Source organism: Povalibacter sp. (assembly GCF_036520495.1).
GTDB lineage: Bacteria > Pseudomonadota > Gammaproteobacteria > Steroidobacterales > Steroidobacteraceae > Steroidobacter.
Genome location: NZ_DATDJO010000046.1, coordinates 1 through 16,960 on the forward strand (window position 1 = coordinate 1; position 16,960 = coordinate 16,960).

Below are 16,960 nucleotides of genomic sequence, written 5' to 3' on the forward strand. Positions count from 1 at the left end.
GTGCGGATGTCGCCATCGCACTGTCAGGCGCAGCGGAGCTCGCCCAGGCCAGCAGCGATGTCGTGATCAGCGCTGAACGGCTCGATGCGCTGGCGCCTGCACGCCGGCTGGCGCAACAGACGCTCGCGATCGTGCAGCAGAACCAGCGCTGGGCGATGGTCTACAACCTCACTGCCATCCCGCTCGCCGCACTCGGTTTCGTGCCGCCGTGGCTCGCGGCTCTCGGCATGTCGATGAGCTCGGTATGCGTCGTCCTGAATGCCCTGCGCATCGGCCGCCTCGACCGCACCGATCGCGCAGGGACGATGCCCAACGTACGCACGTCTCTGACGCCACGAGTGGGTGCCGCATGAACATCATCCTGATCATGATCCCCTTGTCGATCGTGCTGCTGGCCGGCGCAGCGGCAGCGTTCTTCTGGGCCGTCGACAACGATCAGTTCGACGACATGGAAACACCGGGACTCACGCCACTGGACGATCGGCCGGATGCGGTGCCGCGCCCGTGAGCGCCCTCACTTACAGCGCCGCCCTGTTACTGGGTCTCGCCGCCAGCGGTCATTGCCTGGTCATGTGCGGCGGCATCTCATCGGCGCTCAGTCTGGCAACGGCAGCGGATGGCCGTACGCGGCCGATGCTCCTGCTCGGCTACCAACTCGGCCGTATCACCTCGTATGCACTCGCGGGCGCGTTGTTCGGCGGCGCACTGCGAGGCGCAATCGCGTTGCTCGACATCGAGTCGGTACGCGTGGGCCTGCGGACGTTGTCCGCCGCGGCGTTGCTGTTCGCAGCACTGGTGATCCTGGGACGGGTCCGCGATCCGGGCTATGGGATCGGGAGACACCTGTGGCCAAGGCTGGCCCCGCTCGGCAGGCGCCTGCTGCCGGTGGCCACGCTGCCCCGGGCATTCGCGTTCGGCACGATCTGGGGGTGGATGCCCTGCGGCTTCGTCTACACCGTCCTTCTGATGGCGGCGCTGCAGTTCGACGCCCTGCGTGGCGCACTGACCATGGCGGCGTTCGGCCTGGGCACCGTCCCCGCATTGCTCGCCGCTGCCTTTGGTGCACCGCGCCTGGCGAGTGCAGCCGCCCGCCCCGCGGCGCGACAGGTAGCCGGCTCGATCCTGCTGGCAAGCGCCGCATTGACCCTGGCAGGCCCTTGGCTCGTGCACCTGATGCCCGGCCTCGCCGGCCAGCTGCCATTCGACTGCTGAAAGGGCTGCTGGTCCGCTGGCCAGAGGAAGAACGCGGTTCTGCTCCGCTTCCGGCCAGCAGTCTGGTGCCCAGCAGCCATCAAGCCCGCGACTCTCACGCATTCCGCCTAAGGTATTGCCCTACCAGCCCTGACGGTGCGGATGTCACAATCCCGCTTTAAGGAAGCACCGCGTCATATCTCTGTAACTTCCGGTCCGGCACCGGGTTCTGGCCATAAAGACGACATTTTCACAGTGGCTAAACCAGGCTGGAATCCGCAGCGTTCCGGAGACTTTGCAGGCTTCATGCGTGCTTATCAGGACATGGTCTTCTCCACCGCCGTGCGCATCGTCGCCAACGATGCGCAAGCGGAAGACATTGCCCAGGAAGTCTTCCTGAAGGCCTACGAGAACTTCGATCACCTGAGCACTAGCGCGACCGCTGGCGGCTGGCTCAAGACCGTCGCCACCAACCTGTCGCTCAATCACGCCTCGCGTTATCGCAAGCGCTGGCGGTTCTTCTCCGAGATGCGGACTGAGGATGGGGAGGACGACAGTCCGGAAGTCGACTTCGCCGCGCCCGAAACCTTGCTGGCGGATCTCGACGCGGAAAGCCGGCGCGCGCTGATCGACAAGGTTCTGCAGAAATTGCCTGACCATCAGCGCCTGCCGCTGGTGCTGTACCACTTCGAAGAGATGCCTTACGAGGACATTGCCGTGAAACTCGGCATCTCACTCGCCAAGGTCAAGGTCGATATCCATCGCGCGCGCGCCGCACTGGCAAAGGCCCTGGCGCGCAGCGAACTGAGCAACGAGGCGTTGCAATCGTAAAACCATGAGCAACACACCCGACAATCAATCACTGGAACGAATCACGGCAGCCGTGCTGCGGGATCTTCCGCTGCGCCGCGCACCCGTATCGCTGGAAGCGCGTGTACTCGCCGAACTCGAACGCCGCGCCGCGAAGCCATGGTGGCAATCGAGTTATCGCGAATGGCCCGTCATCGTGCGCGCACTGTTCGTCATTGCCTGCGCGGCATTGGGCAGCCTGGCTGTCCGCGCCACCGGCTGGTTCCTCGGCCAATCCACGGCGACGCTCTCGGGAATCGAATCGAACCTGTCCCCCGCCATGGCATCCGTCAAGGCCACGGCGCACACGATCTCGTTCATCGCCCAGAGCATTCCTTCGATCTGGATTTATGGCGCCATCGCCGTCATGGCCATCGCGTACGTCACCCTGTTCGGCATTGGTGCTGCCGCCTACCGCACCCTCCATGCGAATCGTTGAATGAATACCCTCACCTTTCCCGCTGACTCCACGGTTGCGATCGGCCGCTTCGGCCGGCAATTGCTGGCGACGACGATGCTCGCCTGGTTCTCCACGTTCGCGATGGCCCAGCAGGCGCAGCCGCCCGCAACGCCTCCGGTCGTCGAACCTGAAAAGCCCGAAGCGCCCGCGGCGACGCCCGCAGACCCGGATTTCGACATCGAAACCGATGACCGCGATTCGGATGACTTCGACAAGCACGGCACGGATCACAGCGTCATCCTGCGCTTCGAAGATTCGACTGTTGGTCCGGACGAGGTCGTCGATGCGGTCGTCTCCATTGGCGGATCCTCCACCAGCAGCGGCCGGGTCCGCGAAGCGGTGGTCTCCATCTTCGGCAACACCCGCGTTACCGGTCCCGTTGGCGAGAGTGCGGTCGCGATCTTTGGCAGCACCTATGTGAACAGCCGCATCGGCGGCGACGTTGTCGCGGTCTTCGGCGATGTCGAACTCGGACCCGAAGCGCGCGTCGGTGGCGAAGTGGTCGTCGTGAGCGGTTTGCTCACGCGCGATCCGGCTGCGACCGTCGACGGCGGTGTGCAGCAGGTCACGCTGCCAGCCAACTTCGGCCGTTTCGAATGGCTGCGCCCCTGGATCAAGCATTGCCTCCTGCTCGGCCGGCCGCTGGCGTTCGAACCCGGGCTCGGCTGGGCCTGGGGTCTCGCGATCGGCTTCCTCACGCTGTACGTCCTGCTCGCCGTGATGTTCTCGAGCAGCGTCGAGAAGTGCGTCACCACCATCGAGACGCGTCCCGGCGCGACATTGGTCGCCTCCCTGCTGACGCTCATCCTGACGCCCGTGCTGACCGTGGTGCTCATGGTGACCGTGGTGGGCTTCGCACTCGTGCCGTTCTTCTGGATCGCCCTGTTCATCGCCGGGCTCTTCGGCAAGTCCGTCATCCTGGCCGTTATCGGCCGACGCCTGACACGCTTCGCCAGCACAGCGAGTCCGCTGGCGGACTACACGATCGCTGTCGCGGTGGGCGGAGCGATCATGCTGTTGCTGTACGTGATCCCGATCGTCGGCTTCATCGCCTACAAGGTATTCGGGATCCTCGCGCTCGGCGTCGTGGTGTACACGATCCTGCTGGCCGCCCAGGCGAAGCGGGAACTTGCGGTCAGGACAGCCCCGGCTCCTGCCGCTGGCTCTATGGGCGCAGTCGGGTCCGTCGAGCCGGTCGTCGGACCGGCACCGACTGCAACCGACGCACCTGCTGCAGCGGCTGCAACCGTGGAATCAGTGCCGGACTCGACGCTGCCGCGCGCCGGTTTCTGGATCCGCATGGGCGCGCTGGTGATCGACATGATCCTGGTGGGCATCCTCTGCGGCGTGCTCGGTGTCGATCGGGCCTCTGACGACTTGTTCCTGCCGCTGCTTGCCACGTATGGCGCGGTGATGTGGAAACTCAAGGGCACGACCGTCGGCGGCATTCTCTGCAATCTGCGGCTGGTCCGCGTGGACGGTCGTGAAGTCGACTGGGCCACGGCGATTGCCCGCGCGCTGGGTTGCTTCCTGTCGCTCGTCGTCGCGGGCCTGGGCTTCATCTGGATCGCCATCGATCCGGATCGTCAGGGCTGGCACGACAAGATCGCCGGCACGGCAGTCGTACGCGTGCCGAAAGGCAGGTCGCTGGTGTGAGGCAACTCTCGTAGAATCGGCGCGCCATTCTCCCGGAGTAGCGCGTGACTCGCGATTCACTGACAGTTTCCAGCCAAGAGCGCCGACCGCAGATTCATGCGCACGTCGAGCGGCACCTTGGACCGATCACGCGCACGTTCCAGGCGAACGGCATCGACATTCTGTGTGTCGATGCCGCGGTCGATCATCCCGTGCATACGCTCGTCACGGCGGGCATGAGCGACGTGCCGATGGATACCGGCGGCAAGAAGAACGCACCCGCCCGCATCGAACTGATGATGACGCTCCCCGAGCGCTGGAAGATGGACGGCCTGACAGACACACGGCCGGACTACTGGCCCATCCGTGTACTCGCAGAACTCGCGAGCCTGCCACAGAAGACCGGGCGCGCACTGGCATGGGGGGATGTCATCCCGAATGGCAACCCGCCGGTGCCTTACGCGAAGGGCTCCGCGCTCTGCGGCGTCATCGTGGCGCCCTCATTGCTGGTGCCGAAGGAGTTCTACTCGCTCGACACCGGAACACACCACATCGAGTTCTACGCAGCGATCCCGCTTTATCGCGAAGAACTCGCAGCGCGTACCGAACAAGGCATGGAGTTCCTGCTGACCCGCCTGCTGGAGCATCGCGTCAACGATCTGATCGATCCGTCGCGCCGCAATGTAATGAAGAAGCGCTTCGGATTTTTCTGAGAAGGGGGTTCACACGCAGATCACGGAGGGCCGGAACCAGACGAGTTTTCGTTTCTCCGTGATCTCCGTGTGAATGCTTCTCCTATTGAATTGGCAGCGGGACACCCTTCGGCCAGAGCATCCACATGCGTCCCTGCTGTTTCATGCGTCCGGCGGATTCTCCGGCGGCAGGGCCGAAGCCCCAGAAAAAATCACCGCGGTTGATGCCGCGGATGGCGCCGCCGGTGTCCTGAGCCATCACCAGGCGCTTGAGTGGCGCACCCGAGTTGGGCTGCGTTGTCGACAGGAACACCGGTGTACCGAGCGGCACGAACTGTGGATCGACCGCCAGCGATCGGCCCGCAGTGAGCGGCACGCCCAGCGCGCCTTTGGGACCTTCCGCCGGGTTGTCGATCTTCTCTTCACGGAAGAACACCACACTGGGATTGGCGTTCAGCACTTCCTGCTCGCGCTGCGGATTCAGCTCGACCCAGCGACGGATCGATTGCGCCGATGCCTGATCGAGTGTCATCTGGCCCTGATCGACGAGGTAACGACCGATGGAGCGATACGGCTGTCCGTTCTGGTCGGCATATGCCATGCGCACCACACTGCCATCGGTCAGCTGGACGCGACCCGAGCCCTGCACTTCCAGGAAGAATGCATCGACCGCGTTATCGACCCAGAGGAGTTCCTTGCCTTTCAACGCTGGCTTGCCGGAAATTTCTCCGCGCGTGTAGTACGGCACCACTTTCTTCCCCTCCACGCGTCCGCGCACTCGCTTGCCCTTCAACTCAGGAAAGAGTTCCCCCAGATCGACCGTAAGCAAATCATCGGGCGGTGCGAACAGCGGCACCGGAAAAGCGGTCGACGGTTTGCGCGAGCCGCGCAGCAGCGGTTCGTAGTAGCCAGTGATCAGGCCGGTATCCACCACTTCATGCAGCCCCGCGGTCTGCACGATGCGATGGGGCGTGAAATTCGATTCGAAGAACTGGCGCGGGTTCGTCGCCGCTGACGAGGCTGCACACACACCTGACCACGCCGGGCGCGCGCCGATGGCGCGGCAGCTTTTCCGAAATGCCTCCCAGGCGTCCTGCACCTGATCTGCCTGCCAGCCATCCACCTTGCTCCACGCCGATGGCTCGTAGAGAACTTTGGGCGGCGTGATGACGGGGGGTGGTTTCTGCTGCGGCGTAGTCACGCAGCCGTGAATGAACGCCAGCGTGATCACCAGCAGCGCAGGACGTACAACTCTCGTCATCTCGATACTCATTCACATAGTCGGAGGCGAAGTATGCCTGACCTGCCTGGAGCAAATTGCGGCTGACCCGGTTGTCACGCTGCCTTCATGAAGCGCCGCGTACACCTCGTCGCGCAGTTCGTTCGCGTGGTTCGACGTGAGTGTGCGAGCCACGTCGCGACAGCCTGCGCAGCATCGCAAATCGTCTGCTGCATGAGCATCCGCATCGCGTGCAGACATCGGTGAGATCGTGCGACGACAGGCCTCCGCATCTGGCGTGCGGACGGCCGGAACGCCCGACCCGTCGGCCGGGCAAGGCGGTCAATGGGGACGAAAGTCGATCCGGCGCCCGCTGGGGACGCAGAAGATATCGATGGGGTTGGAGCGCCCGCGCAGCACCATGGGCGGCAGGGCCAGCGCCTCGACGTCCATGCCTGCACCGTCCAGCGACGTCATGACCGCCTGTGAGAACAGCAACTCCCCAGCCCGGGCACGCTGGGCGAGTCGCGCAGCGACGTTTACCGTGTCGCCGATGATGGTGTAGTTCATGTAGGACGCCGAGCCCACGTTGCCTGCGATGACTTCACCGACATTGATGCCGATACCGAGGCCAGTCTCGATCTCGTGAGTTGTCTGCCAGCGATCCGCGAGCTGGCCAAACCGGACCAGCATCTGGCGCGCTGCCAGCATGGCACGTTGCGGACCGTCAGCCTGTTCGACCGGCACACCGAAGCCCACCAGCAGACTGTCGCCCGCCATGTTGAAGATGGTGCCGTCGTATTCGAACGTCACGTCCGTGAGCAGGCCGAAGAACTCATTGAGCAATCCAACGACTTCGCCCGGTGCAAGGCGCTCCGACAGTGCGGTGAATCCACGCATATCGGCAAACATCACCGCAGCCGGCGTACGTGCATTGGTGCCTGTCAGCACCAGGTCGCGCAGCTCCGGATTGTCGAGAATGTGGTCGGCGACCTTGGGCGAGATGTAGCGTCGGAAAGCCGCGCGAATGACTTCGCGTCGTTTGACCTCGTCCGCGAGTTGTTCCGCGGCCAGCTGACGGCGTGATGCCGCAGCACGCAACAGGCCATGCACGCGAACCAGGAATTCGTCGCGGCGGATCTGGTGGGTGAGGAAATCGTCGACGCCGGCATCGAAAGCCGCGAGCCGTGACCGCACGGTTCGCGCCAGGGCCAGCAGCGGAACGGCCACCGTCGCAGGGTTCGCTTTGAGGACACGACAGATCCCGGCCACCGACCGGGCATCGACATCGATCGAAACGACGATCAGATCGGGGGTACGCCGCGCGACGCTGGCAATGACCTCGTCGTGAGAGACGACGTCGTCGACACTGATGTCGGAGCCTTCGAGCATCCGGACCAGCAATGCATGACTTTCGGACCGATCACCAACAAAAAATGCTCTGTAAGAGCTCGACATCCTCACTCCGCTGCCGGTGTCGCCTGGTTCTGCGTCAGACTTCAGCACCGTGCGCCGCCAGCTTAGTTCTTTATGAGCCCTGCCACAAACTCCTGCACGGCCATCGCCGCCAGCCGCTCGCGATCCGCGAACAATGCCTTGATGGATTCAGTCTGCTTCGGCGCGAAGTGCGCCGTCACCGCCATCTCGAACTTCCTGCGCAACACCGGCATGCCTTCGGCGCGACGTTTGCGATGGCCGATCGGGTAATCCACCACCACGCGTGGCGTGGCGCTGCCATCGCGGAAAAACACTCTCACCGCGTTGCCGATGTAACGCTTGTCGGGCGCGTAGTAATCCCTCGTGAAGGTGATGTTTTCGACCACCTGGGTCCGGCTGCGCAACGTGTCGATGCGCGGATCGCTCGCGGTCGCTTCCTCATAGTCTTCGGCCGTCAGACGGCCGAAGATCAGCGCAACGGCAACCATGTACTGGATGCAGTGGTCCCGATCCGCGGGGTTAGCCAGCGGCCCGGTCTTGTCGATGATGCGCACCGCCGACTCCTGGGTCTCGATGACGATGCGATCGATCTGATCCAGTTTGTCGCGCACCTGGTCGTGCAACGTCATCGCCGCCTCTACCGCGGTCTGGCCATGAAACTCGGCCGGGTAGGAAATCTTGAACAGGATGTTCTCCATCACGTAGCTGCCGAACGGCTGCGGGTACACCAGTGGCCTGCCGTCGAACAGCACATCCTGGAATCCCCAGGTCTTCGCCGTCAGCGCCGACGGATAGCCCATCTCTCCGCTCATCGCCATGAGCGCATGGCGCACGCCACGACTCGTGGCGTCGCCCGCGGCCCAGCTCTTGCGCGAACCGGTGTTGGGCGCATGCCGGTACGCACGCAATGCGCCACCATCGATCCAGGCATTCGACAGTGCATTGATGACCTGTTCGCGCGTCCCGCCCAGCATCGCCGTCGTCACGGCGGTACTGGCGACACGCACCAGCAGGACGTGATCGAGCCCGACGCGATTGAAACTGTTTTCCAGCGCCGAGACGCCCTGGATCTCGTGCGCCTTGATCATCGCCGTCAACACATCGCGCATCGTCAGTGGCTTTTGTCCCTGCCCCACGTTGCGACGTGACAGGTAATCGGCAACGGCGAGGATGCCGCCGAGATTGTCGGACGGATGTCCCCATTCGGCGGCGAGCCAGGTATCGTTGAAATCCAGCCAGCGCACCATGGCGCCGATGTTGAACGCCGCCTGCACCGGATCGAGTTCATACGAAGTCCCCGGGACACGCGCGCCACCAGGCATCGTCGCGCCTGGTACGACCGGACCAAGGAGCTTCGTACACGCGGGATACTTGAGCGCCTGGAAACCGCAGGCCAGCGAATCCATCAGGCAATAGAACGCGGTCTCGTATGCAGCGTCGCTGTCGATGGAGTAGGAAAGCGCGTACTCCGCGATGTCGACCAGCACGTGATCGGGTGCGGGCCGGTGAGCGGATCGAAGATCTTGAGCGGACATATGGATGGTATTCGGGTGATCACTGATTCACCCGAACGCTCCCCTCTCTTACTTGCGCGCGTCGAGCGGCACGAACTTGAGATCCTCCGGACCCGTGTAATTCGCACTGGGCCGGATGATCTTGCCGTCGATACGCTGTTCGATCACGTGTGCCGACCAGCCGCTGGTTCGCGCGATCACGAACAGCGGCGTGAACATCGAGGTCGGTACGCCCATCTGGTAGTACGACACGGCCGAGAACCAGTCGAGGTTCGGGAACATGTTCTTGGCGTCCTTCATCACCGATTCCAGTCGCTCGGCGATGTCGAACATTTTCATGTCACCCGCGTCCTGTGCAAGCTTGCGCGCCACTTCCTTGATGACCTGGTTGCGCGGATCGGAAATCGTGTAAACGGGATGGCCAAAGCCGATCACCACTTCCTTGTTCGCGACCCGGGCGCGAATGTCCTGCTCGGCTTCGTCTGGCGTGTCGTAGCGCTGCTGGATCTCGAAGGCCACCTCATTGGCGCCGCCGTGCTTCGGTCCGCGCAATGCGCCGATCGCGCCGGTGATCGCCGAGTACATGTCGGAGCCCGTGCCGGCGATGACGCGACCGGTGAATGTCGAGGCGTTGAATTCGTGTTCGGCGTACAGAATGAGCGAGGTGTGCATCGCATGCACCCACTCCTTCGACGGGCGCTTCTGATGCAGCAGGTGCAGGAAATGTCCGCCGATCGAATCGTCGTCGGTCTCCACGTCGATGCGCCTGCCGGCGTAGCTGTAGTGATACCAGTACGCGAGCATCGAGCCGAGGCTGGCGATGAGGCGATCGGCGATGTCGCGCGCGCCGGCGACGTTGTGATCGTCCTTCTCCGGCAACACGCAACCGAGTGCCGAAACGCCCGTGCGCATCACGTCCATCGGATGGCTCGCCGCCGGCAGTTGCTCGAGCACGGCCTTCACAGCCGCAGGCACCGAGCGCAGCGACTTGAGCTTCATCTTGTAGCCCGCCAGTTCGGCATGATTCGGCAGCTTGCCGTGAATCAGCAGGTAGGCAATTTCCTCGAACTCGGAACTCGTCGCGATATCTAGAATGTCGTAACCGCGATAGTGCAGATCGTTGCCGCTGCGGCCGACGGTACACAGCGCGGTGTTGCCGGCGGTGACACCCGACAGGGCGACGGATTTCTTGGGCTTGAAGCCTGCGATGGGTTCACTCATCACGCATCCCCTCACGGTCGGCATTTATTTATGGAAGATGAGAAAATCGATCAGACAGTCCTGAACAGTTCGCACGAGGAAACACGCGGAGTGCCTGCAGCGCGCCGGATCGTACCGGGATTACCCCGTCAATTCCACGCAGACAGGCCTGAAAGAAAAAAGGCGGATCGGGCATCACGCCCGATCCGCCTGTAGCGGAATCAGTCGCCTGAAGAATACGATCAGGCCGACACGACCTCGATGCGTCGCGGCTGCGCCTTCGCCTGCTTCGGGATCGTCACCTCGAGGATGCCATCGCGTCCAGTCGCACGGACCGCCGCGGCATCCACCGTATCCGGCAGCGTGAAGCGACGATGAAAGCGACCCTGCGGGCGCTCGCGCCGGCTGCGCTCTACACCGTCGTTCGCGAGTTCGACCGGACGTTCGCCGCTGATCGTGAGCACACCCTGATCGAGCGTGATGTCGATAGCGCTTGCATTGACGCCGGGCACATCGAACTTCAGCACGAAACGATCGCTGTACTCGAGAATGTCCGCCGACGGGATCCAATCTGCGGTCGCCGACGAGCCGACGTCGGCATTCGCCGCAGACTGGGAATCGAAAATGCGATTGATCTGGCGATGCAGTTGATTCAGCGCATCCCAGGAAGATTCATAGCGAGCAAGTGCCATGGTGCTGGTCTCCAAAAAAACAAGGGTATGAACAACTGCTGACGACGGGCGGGAAACCCTGTGACCCCTGAATAGGGCCCGCAGAAACCGTTTCAAGGGCTGCAGTCGCAGAGGCTCGGGTACACTCCGGGCACCTGCTTCCGCGGACTCGTTCATGTTGACAATGCCCCGCCTCGCGGTCCTCGCGGCAATGCTCATCGCCAGCGTCCCCGCACTTGCAGCGACCTACGATGCGCACTACCGCGTCGAAGCCGACCCGGCTGTCGGTAATCTGCGCGTCGAACTGAAACTCTCGGGGGAACAACTGCCGGGCAAGCTCGTGTTCTCGATCGATCCCCAGCGTCATCGCAATTTCACGTCGACCGACAGCGTCGAGATCCAGGGCGCCAGCGTGACCTGGCGGCCGCGCGGCAAGTACTCGCGGCTCCATTACGACTTCGTCGTGAATCATGAGCGCGCGCCCGGGCGTTTCGATTCGCTGATGACGCAGGACTGGGCACTTTTCAGGGCCGACAAGCTGGTGCCGCGGGTGCGCGTCACCGCGGCACGCGGACTCGAATCCCGCGCCACGATGGAATTCCAATTGCCTGCGCAGTGGACCGCCGTCAGCGCCTACCCGACGACATCGGACGAGTTGATGCAGATCGACGATCCAGAACGGCGCTTCGACCGGCCGCTGGGCTGGATGCTGATCGGCAAACTCGGCAAGCGCAGCGAATCGATCGGCGGCGTGCAGACGATTGTGGCCGCACCCGCCGGCGACAATGCCCGTCGGCAGGACATGCTGTCGTTCCTGAACTGGAATCTGCCGCACTTGCTCGGCGTGTTTCCGGAATTCCCGCGACGGCTGCTGGTGGTGTCAGCGGGCGATCCTCTGTGGCGGGGTGGCCTGTCGGCACCCGCGTCGTTATTCCTGCACGCCAGCCGTCCGCTCATCAGCGAGAACCGGACGAGCACACTGCTGCATGAACTCGTCCATGTGGCGATGGGCATTCATGGCGATGGGGAAAGCGACTGGATCGTCGAAGGCCTCGCCGAGTACTACTCGATCGAGACGCTGCACCGCTCCGGCGGGATCAGTGAGCAGCGCTATACGGAAGCGATGGAACGTCTCGCCAAGTGGGGCAGCAGCTCGATCAATCTGATGAGCGAAAAATCCTCGGGTGCAACGACGGCACGAGCCGTCATCGTCATGCGCGAGGTCGATGCTGAGATCCGCTCGTTGACCAGGGGCAAGGCCAGTCTCGACGACGTGGCGCGTGAACTGGCCCGCCGTCGCGGCGAAGTCTCTCTCGAGCTTCTGCAGGCAACGGCTCAGAAGATTGCCGGCAACCCTCTCAAGTCGCTGGACCGGGCGACACTGTCCGGCCAGACGGCGAAGCCAGCACCAACTCCGTAATCCTGGTCGCCGTTTCCAGCGCCCGCAGACCATCTTCGCCGGTCACGACTGGCGCGGACTTTTCCCGGATCGCCTTCAGGAACGCGGCGATCTCATCGCGTAACGCATCGCCCTGGTCGTAAGACTCTTCTTCGATAGCGACCTGCGCGGGCGACTCGACAGGCGCAGCGTCCTTCTTGCGGATCACCGTCAGGATCTTCTGCTGCATGTCGATCGACAGGTAGGCATCGTCCTGGAAGATGCGGATCTTGCGCTCCTGTTTGAGGCTCACCCGGCTCGCCGTCGTGTTGGCGACACAGCCGCCGCGGAAGCGGATGCGCGCGTTGACGATATCGATCTCGCCCGAGAAGACCTGGGCGCCGACCGCATCGATGCTCTCGATCGGCTGGCCCACCAATTCCTGGATCAGGTCGATGTCATGAATCATGAGGTCGAGCACGACGCTGACGTCGGTGCCGCGCTGCTTGAAGGGCGCCAGGCGATGCGATTCGACGAAACGTGGCGTCTGCAGCTTGCTGACAGCGGCCACGATCGCGGGATTGAAGCGCTCGAGATGGCCGACCTGCAATACGCAACCACGCTGCGCCGCCGCTGCAACCATCTCGCGCGCCTGGACCACGGTGGTCGCGATCGGCTTTTCGACCAGCACGTGAACCCCCCGCTCCAGCGCCGCCATGGCAACTGCATGGTGCAGCGGCGTAGGCACAGCAATGCTGATCGCATCGACGCGGTCGAGAATGGCGAGATAGTCGGTCGACGCTTCGACGCCCAGTTCGGTCGCGACTCGTTGCGCTGCCTCGGCATTGGCGTCGACCACCGCCACGAGCTGCGAGCCTTCGATCTGACGATACTTCTGCGCATGGAAACGCCCGAGGTAGCCCACGCCAATGACGGCTGTCCTCAGATTCCCGGCGCCTGCTTCGCTGCTCATATGTATTACCTCAACCTGGTGGCGGCCGGGATGATAACGGTTGTGTCGGGCGACGTAGTTGCAGTGATGGTGCGCAGCCCCCAAGATGCGCGCGCCCTCCGATTCAATCGCAACTCATGACGCGCAGATCACCTGAATCGACACCCGCCAACCCGCCACGCAGCCGCTCTCTGCGGGTCGAAATGATCGTCGGCAGCCTGTTGCTGGCCTTCGGCTTGTTTGCTCTGCCGGGGCTGGTGTTCTGGGCGGGCGGCGAGCTGCTCGGGCCCTATGGCAAGGACGCGGGCATGGGCACGTTCTATGGCGATTTCTATGCCGGTCTGGCGTCCGGCGCCGCTCGCACCTGGATGCTGGCCCTTGGCCCGCTGGTGGCGATCGGGCTGATCCGGCTGCTGTTCCTGCGGCGTCACGACCCGCGCTCGCACGACAATGTCGCTGCGCCGCCCCCGGCCCGCTCGATGGCCGATCCACGACGTGTCGAACCGCGCGTCAGCCTCGACTAAGTGACAGTTTTTTCGACAGGCACAGGGGCTACGGGAAGAGCGTGACGGCTTTCACAATTCCGCCAGGTCGCCATCAGCCAACCTGCCGCGGCAGGTAAGCTCCAACGCACAACAAGCAGATTCGCTGACCTTTTTTGGGAAGACGCTTTATGTGGTTCGCCAGACTTTTCGGCGGACGGGACGATGGCAGTAACGATGAACTGCCCACCGCAACCGCTCCGCAGCGGCCAGTCCCCGGTCCTTCCGTCGCAGCAGTGACGTGCGCGCCGCCGGTACAGAACAGCACGAAGGCAGTGCCGAAGAAGCCCGCCGGGTTCGATCCTTACAACAGCGGCACGTTCGAGCGCGGCAAAGCCTGGGAACGCATCGGCCGCCGCTGATCGTCGCCGCCGGTCGGCCGGTCCCCGGCCATTCCGGCGATTTCACTGCCCCGCTTCATTGACCACGCCGGTGCGGCCCGCGTACGCTCGGACGCGTTCAGATCGACGGGGGATTAGTGATTGAATCTGACGGAATTGTCATCTGAGCGAACCATCGCAGTGCGATTGCGGGAAATTCATTCCGCCTCATTCGCTTTTGGGGCTTTCCCTCATGTCCCGCAACTCACCCCGGCCAGTAAAACGATACTGTGACCGCGAGCCCGATCCACATCGCGACCTGCGCCAGCCAGCGCCAGTTCAGTTCCTTCAGGCTACTGTACAGAGCAAGACCGGAGACGACCGACAGTGCGGCGAACATGCCGCTACTACGCAGCAAGGGCGCAAACTCCGTGGCTAACTGCGGATGCCGGCCCTGCAGCACCAGGTAAATGACCAGAACGCCGCATAATCCGAAGGTAATGGCCGCTGCGGAGCCGAACAGGATGGCATTGAGTGCTGCAAGTGGACGCATGATGAGGAATTCCGCGGTATCCAGTGTCTGTAAGTGGACGACAGGTCCGGGTCCGGGCGAGCATTGAGCCCTTCACCGACCAGACTTTAGCTTCGACCGTGCAACTGACACCGATTTCGAGACGTTGGCAGACGACAGATTGAGGACGAGAAACAGTGTACCAGCCTCCGCGTGACAGCCAGTCCAGCCCCAGCGGCGCCTATACAGCGCCACGCCGGTTCACTTTGCTGTTCAGTCTTCCGGCTCTGCTGATCGCCTGCGCGCTGCTTGCCGGCACCGCACAGGCTCCGGTGGCGAACGCAGTCGCGACTGCATCGACGCAGGATCTGTCCCCCACCGAACGCCAGCGCCGCGTCAGCAAGCTCGTCAGCAACGTGATCGAGCGCTCGCACTACCGCCAGTCGCCGATCAACGATCCCGTCTCTTCGCTGGTGCTGGACCGCTTCGTCGAACAGCTCGACGGCGGCCGCAGCTACTTCCTAGCCAGCGACGTCGCCGAGTTCGAGCGCTACCGCTACCAGCTCGACGATGCAGTGGTGTCCGGCAAGCTGGAACCGGTCTTCGCCATCTTCAATCGCTTTCAGGTACGCAACCGCGAGCGCATCGCCTACGCGCTGGAACTTCTCAAGACCGAACCCGATTTTTCCGTCGACGAGTACTTCGAGTTCGACCGGGCAAAGGCCCCTTGGGCGAAATCGCCGGCAGACCTGAACGAGATCTGGCGTCAGCGCGTCAAGAACGATGCGGTGTCCCTGATGCTGACCGAGAAGCCGTGGGCCGAAACCCGCGATGTGCTGCAGAAGCGTTACGAGCGCGTTCTGAAACGCACCGAGCAGATCACCAGCGATGACATCTTCGAAGTGTTCATGAATGCCTTCGCGCACGTCTTCGATCCGCATTCGAGCTATTTCTCGCCGCGCAATTCCGAGGAATACCGCATCCAGATGAGCCTGTCGTATGAAGGCATCGGCGCGTCGCTGCAGCTGGTCGACGACTACGTCACGGTGCTGAACGTGCTGCCCGGCGGCGCGGCGGCAGCCAGCAGCCAGATCAACGTGAACGATCGCATCATCGCCGTCGGCGAAGGCCGCAACGGCAAGCCGGTCGATGTCGTGGGTTGGCGTCTCGATGACGTCGTGCAGCTGATCCGCGGCAAGGTCAATACGACCGTGCACCTGCAGATCCTGCCCGCGGGCGCAGCGCCGGGATCGCCGCAGAAGGATATCTACCTGACCCGCAGCAAGGTCACGCTCGAAGCCCAGGCCTCGAAGAAGGAAATCCGCAAGGTCAAACGCGGCGACGCCGAACTGACCATCGGCATCATCAACGTGCCGAGCTTCTACCAGGACTTCGAAGCCAAATCGGCTGGCGAGAAGGAATACCGCAGCACCACCCGCGACGTGCGCAAACTCATCGAGGAATTGCGTGCTGAGAAAATGGACGCGCTGGTCATGGATCTGCGAGGCAATGGCGGTGGTCATCTCACCGAAGCCACTGCCCTCTCCGGCCTCTTCATCCCGGCCGGGCCCATCGTGCAACTGCGCGAGACCGGCGGTCGCGTCGAAGTGCTCGACGATCCGGAGCCGACGATCGCGTGGGATGGACCGATGATCGTCCTGGTCGATCGCTTCAGTGCCTCCGCCTCCGAAATCTTCGCTGCGGCGATTCAGGACTATGGCCGCGGCGTGGTCGTCGGCCAGCAGACCTACGGCAAGGGCTCGGTACAGAACCTGTATCCGCTCGATCGCTATGCATTGGGACCCGAACCAGGCTTCGGCCAGCTCACGGTCACGATCGGCAAGTATTATCGCGTGACGGGTGAAAGCACCCAGCACCGCGGCGTGCAGCCGGATATCTCGATGCCCACCGCGATCAGCACTGAAGAAGTGGGCGAAAGCACACGCGAGAGCGCCCTGCCCTGGGATCGCATCCGCCCGGTCGAGTTTGGTCGCGAGGCTCAGCTCACCCAGGCGGTCGCCACGCTGGAGCAGTCGCACCAGCGCCGTATCGCAGAGGATGCGGATTTCGTGTCGCTCCTCGGCGATCTGGACTCCTTCGAGAAGGTCCGCAGCCAGAAGAAGGTATCGCTGAGCCTGCAGAAACGGATCGCTGAACGTGAAGCGCAGGAAGCCGAACGACTGGCGCGCGAGAACAAGCGCCGCGCCGCGCACGGCCTCGCGCCCGTCGCCAAGATGGCGGATCTGAATCCCACGGATACGCCCGATCCGACGCTGGCAGAGGCCGCAGAGATTGCGGCCGACATGAGCGGCATCGGGACGTTGTATCTGTCGAAGCTCAAGAACGACGGCGGTACAGCGGCGACGCCCTGACCGGCGCAGACGGCGGG

17 protein-coding genes and 1 pseudogene are annotated in these 16,960 nt (G+C 63.3%); 11 read left to right on the plus strand and 7 right to left on the minus strand.

Annotated elements, in window-relative coordinates; genetic code table 11:
• The 7 genes and pseudogenes from VIZ63_RS16605 to VIZ63_RS16635 all read left to right on the plus strand — a co-directional run.
• A pseudogene (locus VIZ63_RS16605) lies at positions 1-353 on the plus strand (cation-transporting P-type ATPase); the annotation flags it as partial.
• Positions 350-508 (plus strand): cbb3-type cytochrome oxidase assembly protein CcoS, encoded by a 159-nt coding sequence (gene ccoS / locus VIZ63_RS16610; protein WP_331610796.1) that lies wholly within the window; start codon positions 350-352, stop codon positions 506-508. The pseudogene VIZ63_RS16605 and the gene ccoS, both read left to right, overlap by 4 nt.
• Complete coding sequence (locus VIZ63_RS16615; protein ID WP_331610797.1) at positions 505-1,212, plus strand: sulfite exporter TauE/SafE family protein; 708 nt, start codon at positions 505-507, stop codon at positions 1,210-1,212. Before ccoS ends, VIZ63_RS16615 begins: the two co-directional genes overlap by 4 nt.
• Before the next feature lie 234 nt (positions 1,213-1,446).
• Positions 1,447-2,022: a sigma-70 family RNA polymerase sigma factor gene (locus tag VIZ63_RS16620; protein WP_331610798.1), complete on the plus strand. Its 576-nt coding sequence runs from the start codon at positions 1,447-1,449 to the stop codon at positions 2,020-2,022.
• 4 nt (positions 2,023-2,026) lie between these two features.
• Positions 2,027-2,479 (plus strand): hypothetical protein, encoded by a 453-nt coding sequence (locus VIZ63_RS16625; RefSeq protein ID WP_331610799.1) that lies wholly within the window; start codon positions 2,027-2,029, stop codon positions 2,477-2,479.
• Positions 2,480-4,156, plus strand: coding sequence for an RDD family protein (locus VIZ63_RS16630; RefSeq protein ID WP_331610800.1), 1,677 nt, complete (start codon positions 2,480-2,482; stop codon positions 4,154-4,156). It abuts the gene before it with no gap.
• Between the two features lie 44 nt (positions 4,157-4,200).
• Positions 4,201-4,848 (plus strand): suppressor of fused domain protein, encoded by a 648-nt coding sequence (locus VIZ63_RS16635; protein ID WP_331610801.1) that lies wholly within the window; start codon positions 4,201-4,203, stop codon positions 4,846-4,848.
• An 82-nt stretch (positions 4,849-4,930) separates the two neighbouring features.
• Here VIZ63_RS16635 and VIZ63_RS16640 read toward each other — a convergent pair whose 3' ends face one another.
• From VIZ63_RS16640 to VIZ63_RS16660, 5 genes are all read right to left on the minus strand, one after another.
• A complete protein-coding gene (locus VIZ63_RS16640; protein WP_331610802.1) occupies positions 4,931-6,088 on the minus strand; it encodes a murein transglycosylase A in 1,158 nt (385 codons plus the stop codon).
• A gap of 300 nt (positions 6,089-6,388) precedes the next feature.
• A complete protein-coding gene (locus VIZ63_RS16645) occupies positions 6,389-7,504 on the minus strand; it encodes an adenylate/guanylate cyclase domain-containing protein (RefSeq protein WP_331610803.1) in 1,116 nt (371 codons plus the stop codon).
• Positions 7,505-7,566: 62 nt separating this feature from the next.
• Positions 7,567-9,018 carry a bifunctional 2-methylcitrate dehydratase/aconitate hydratase gene (locus VIZ63_RS16650; protein ID WP_331610804.1) on the minus strand — a complete coding sequence of 484 codons (1,452 nt, stop codon included), beginning with the start codon at positions 9,016-9,018 and terminating at the stop codon, positions 7,567-7,569.
• A 48-nt stretch (positions 9,019-9,066) separates the two neighbouring features.
• Complete coding sequence (gene prpC / locus VIZ63_RS16655; RefSeq protein WP_331610805.1) at positions 9,067-10,218, minus strand: bifunctional 2-methylcitrate synthase/citrate synthase; 1,152 nt, start codon at positions 10,216-10,218, stop codon at positions 9,067-9,069.
• Positions 10,219-10,439: 221 nt separating this feature from the next.
• Positions 10,440-10,889: an Hsp20/alpha crystallin family protein gene (locus VIZ63_RS16660; RefSeq protein ID WP_331610806.1), complete on the minus strand. Its 450-nt coding sequence runs from the start codon at positions 10,887-10,889 to the stop codon at positions 10,440-10,442.
• A 154-nt stretch (positions 10,890-11,043) separates the two neighbouring features.
• On the opposite strand from VIZ63_RS16660, the gene VIZ63_RS16665 reads away from it, so the two are divergent.
• Positions 11,044-12,288: a hypothetical protein gene (locus tag VIZ63_RS16665; protein ID WP_331610807.1), complete on the plus strand. Its 1,245-nt coding sequence runs from the start codon at positions 11,044-11,046 to the stop codon at positions 12,286-12,288.
• Here VIZ63_RS16665 and VIZ63_RS16670 read toward each other — a convergent pair.
• Positions 12,227-13,219 carry a Gfo/Idh/MocA family oxidoreductase gene (locus VIZ63_RS16670; protein ID WP_331610808.1) on the minus strand — a complete coding sequence of 331 codons (993 nt, stop codon included), beginning with the start codon at positions 13,217-13,219 and terminating at the stop codon, positions 12,227-12,229. The two genes, VIZ63_RS16665 and VIZ63_RS16670, sit on opposite strands and share 62 nt — an antisense overlap.
• Before the next feature lie 116 nt (positions 13,220-13,335).
• On the opposite strand from VIZ63_RS16670, the gene VIZ63_RS16675 reads away from it, so the two are divergent.
• Both VIZ63_RS16675 and VIZ63_RS16680 read left to right on the plus strand, forming a co-directional pair.
• Positions 13,336-13,722, plus strand: coding sequence for a hypothetical protein (locus VIZ63_RS16675; protein ID WP_331610809.1), 387 nt, complete (start codon positions 13,336-13,338; stop codon positions 13,720-13,722).
• A 149-nt stretch (positions 13,723-13,871) separates the two neighbouring features.
• Positions 13,872-14,102 (plus strand): hypothetical protein, encoded by a 231-nt coding sequence (locus VIZ63_RS16680; protein WP_331610810.1) that lies wholly within the window; start codon positions 13,872-13,874, stop codon positions 14,100-14,102.
• A gap of 223 nt (positions 14,103-14,325) precedes the next feature.
• Here the strand turns inward: VIZ63_RS16680 and VIZ63_RS16685 are convergent, their stop codons facing one another.
• The gene (locus VIZ63_RS16685) at positions 14,326-14,613 is read right to left on the minus strand and encodes a hypothetical protein (protein WP_331610811.1); all 288 of its coding nucleotides are present in this window, start codon (positions 14,611-14,613) and stop codon (positions 14,326-14,328) included.
• A 155-nt stretch (positions 14,614-14,768) separates the two neighbouring features.
• Here VIZ63_RS16685 and VIZ63_RS16690 point away from each other — a divergent pair, with 155 nt between their 5' ends.
• Positions 14,769-16,943 carry a carboxy terminal-processing peptidase gene (locus VIZ63_RS16690; RefSeq protein WP_331610812.1) on the plus strand — a complete coding sequence of 725 codons (2,175 nt, stop codon included), beginning with the start codon at positions 14,769-14,771 and terminating at the stop codon, positions 16,941-16,943.
• Positions 16,944-16,960: the final 17 nt, after the last annotated feature.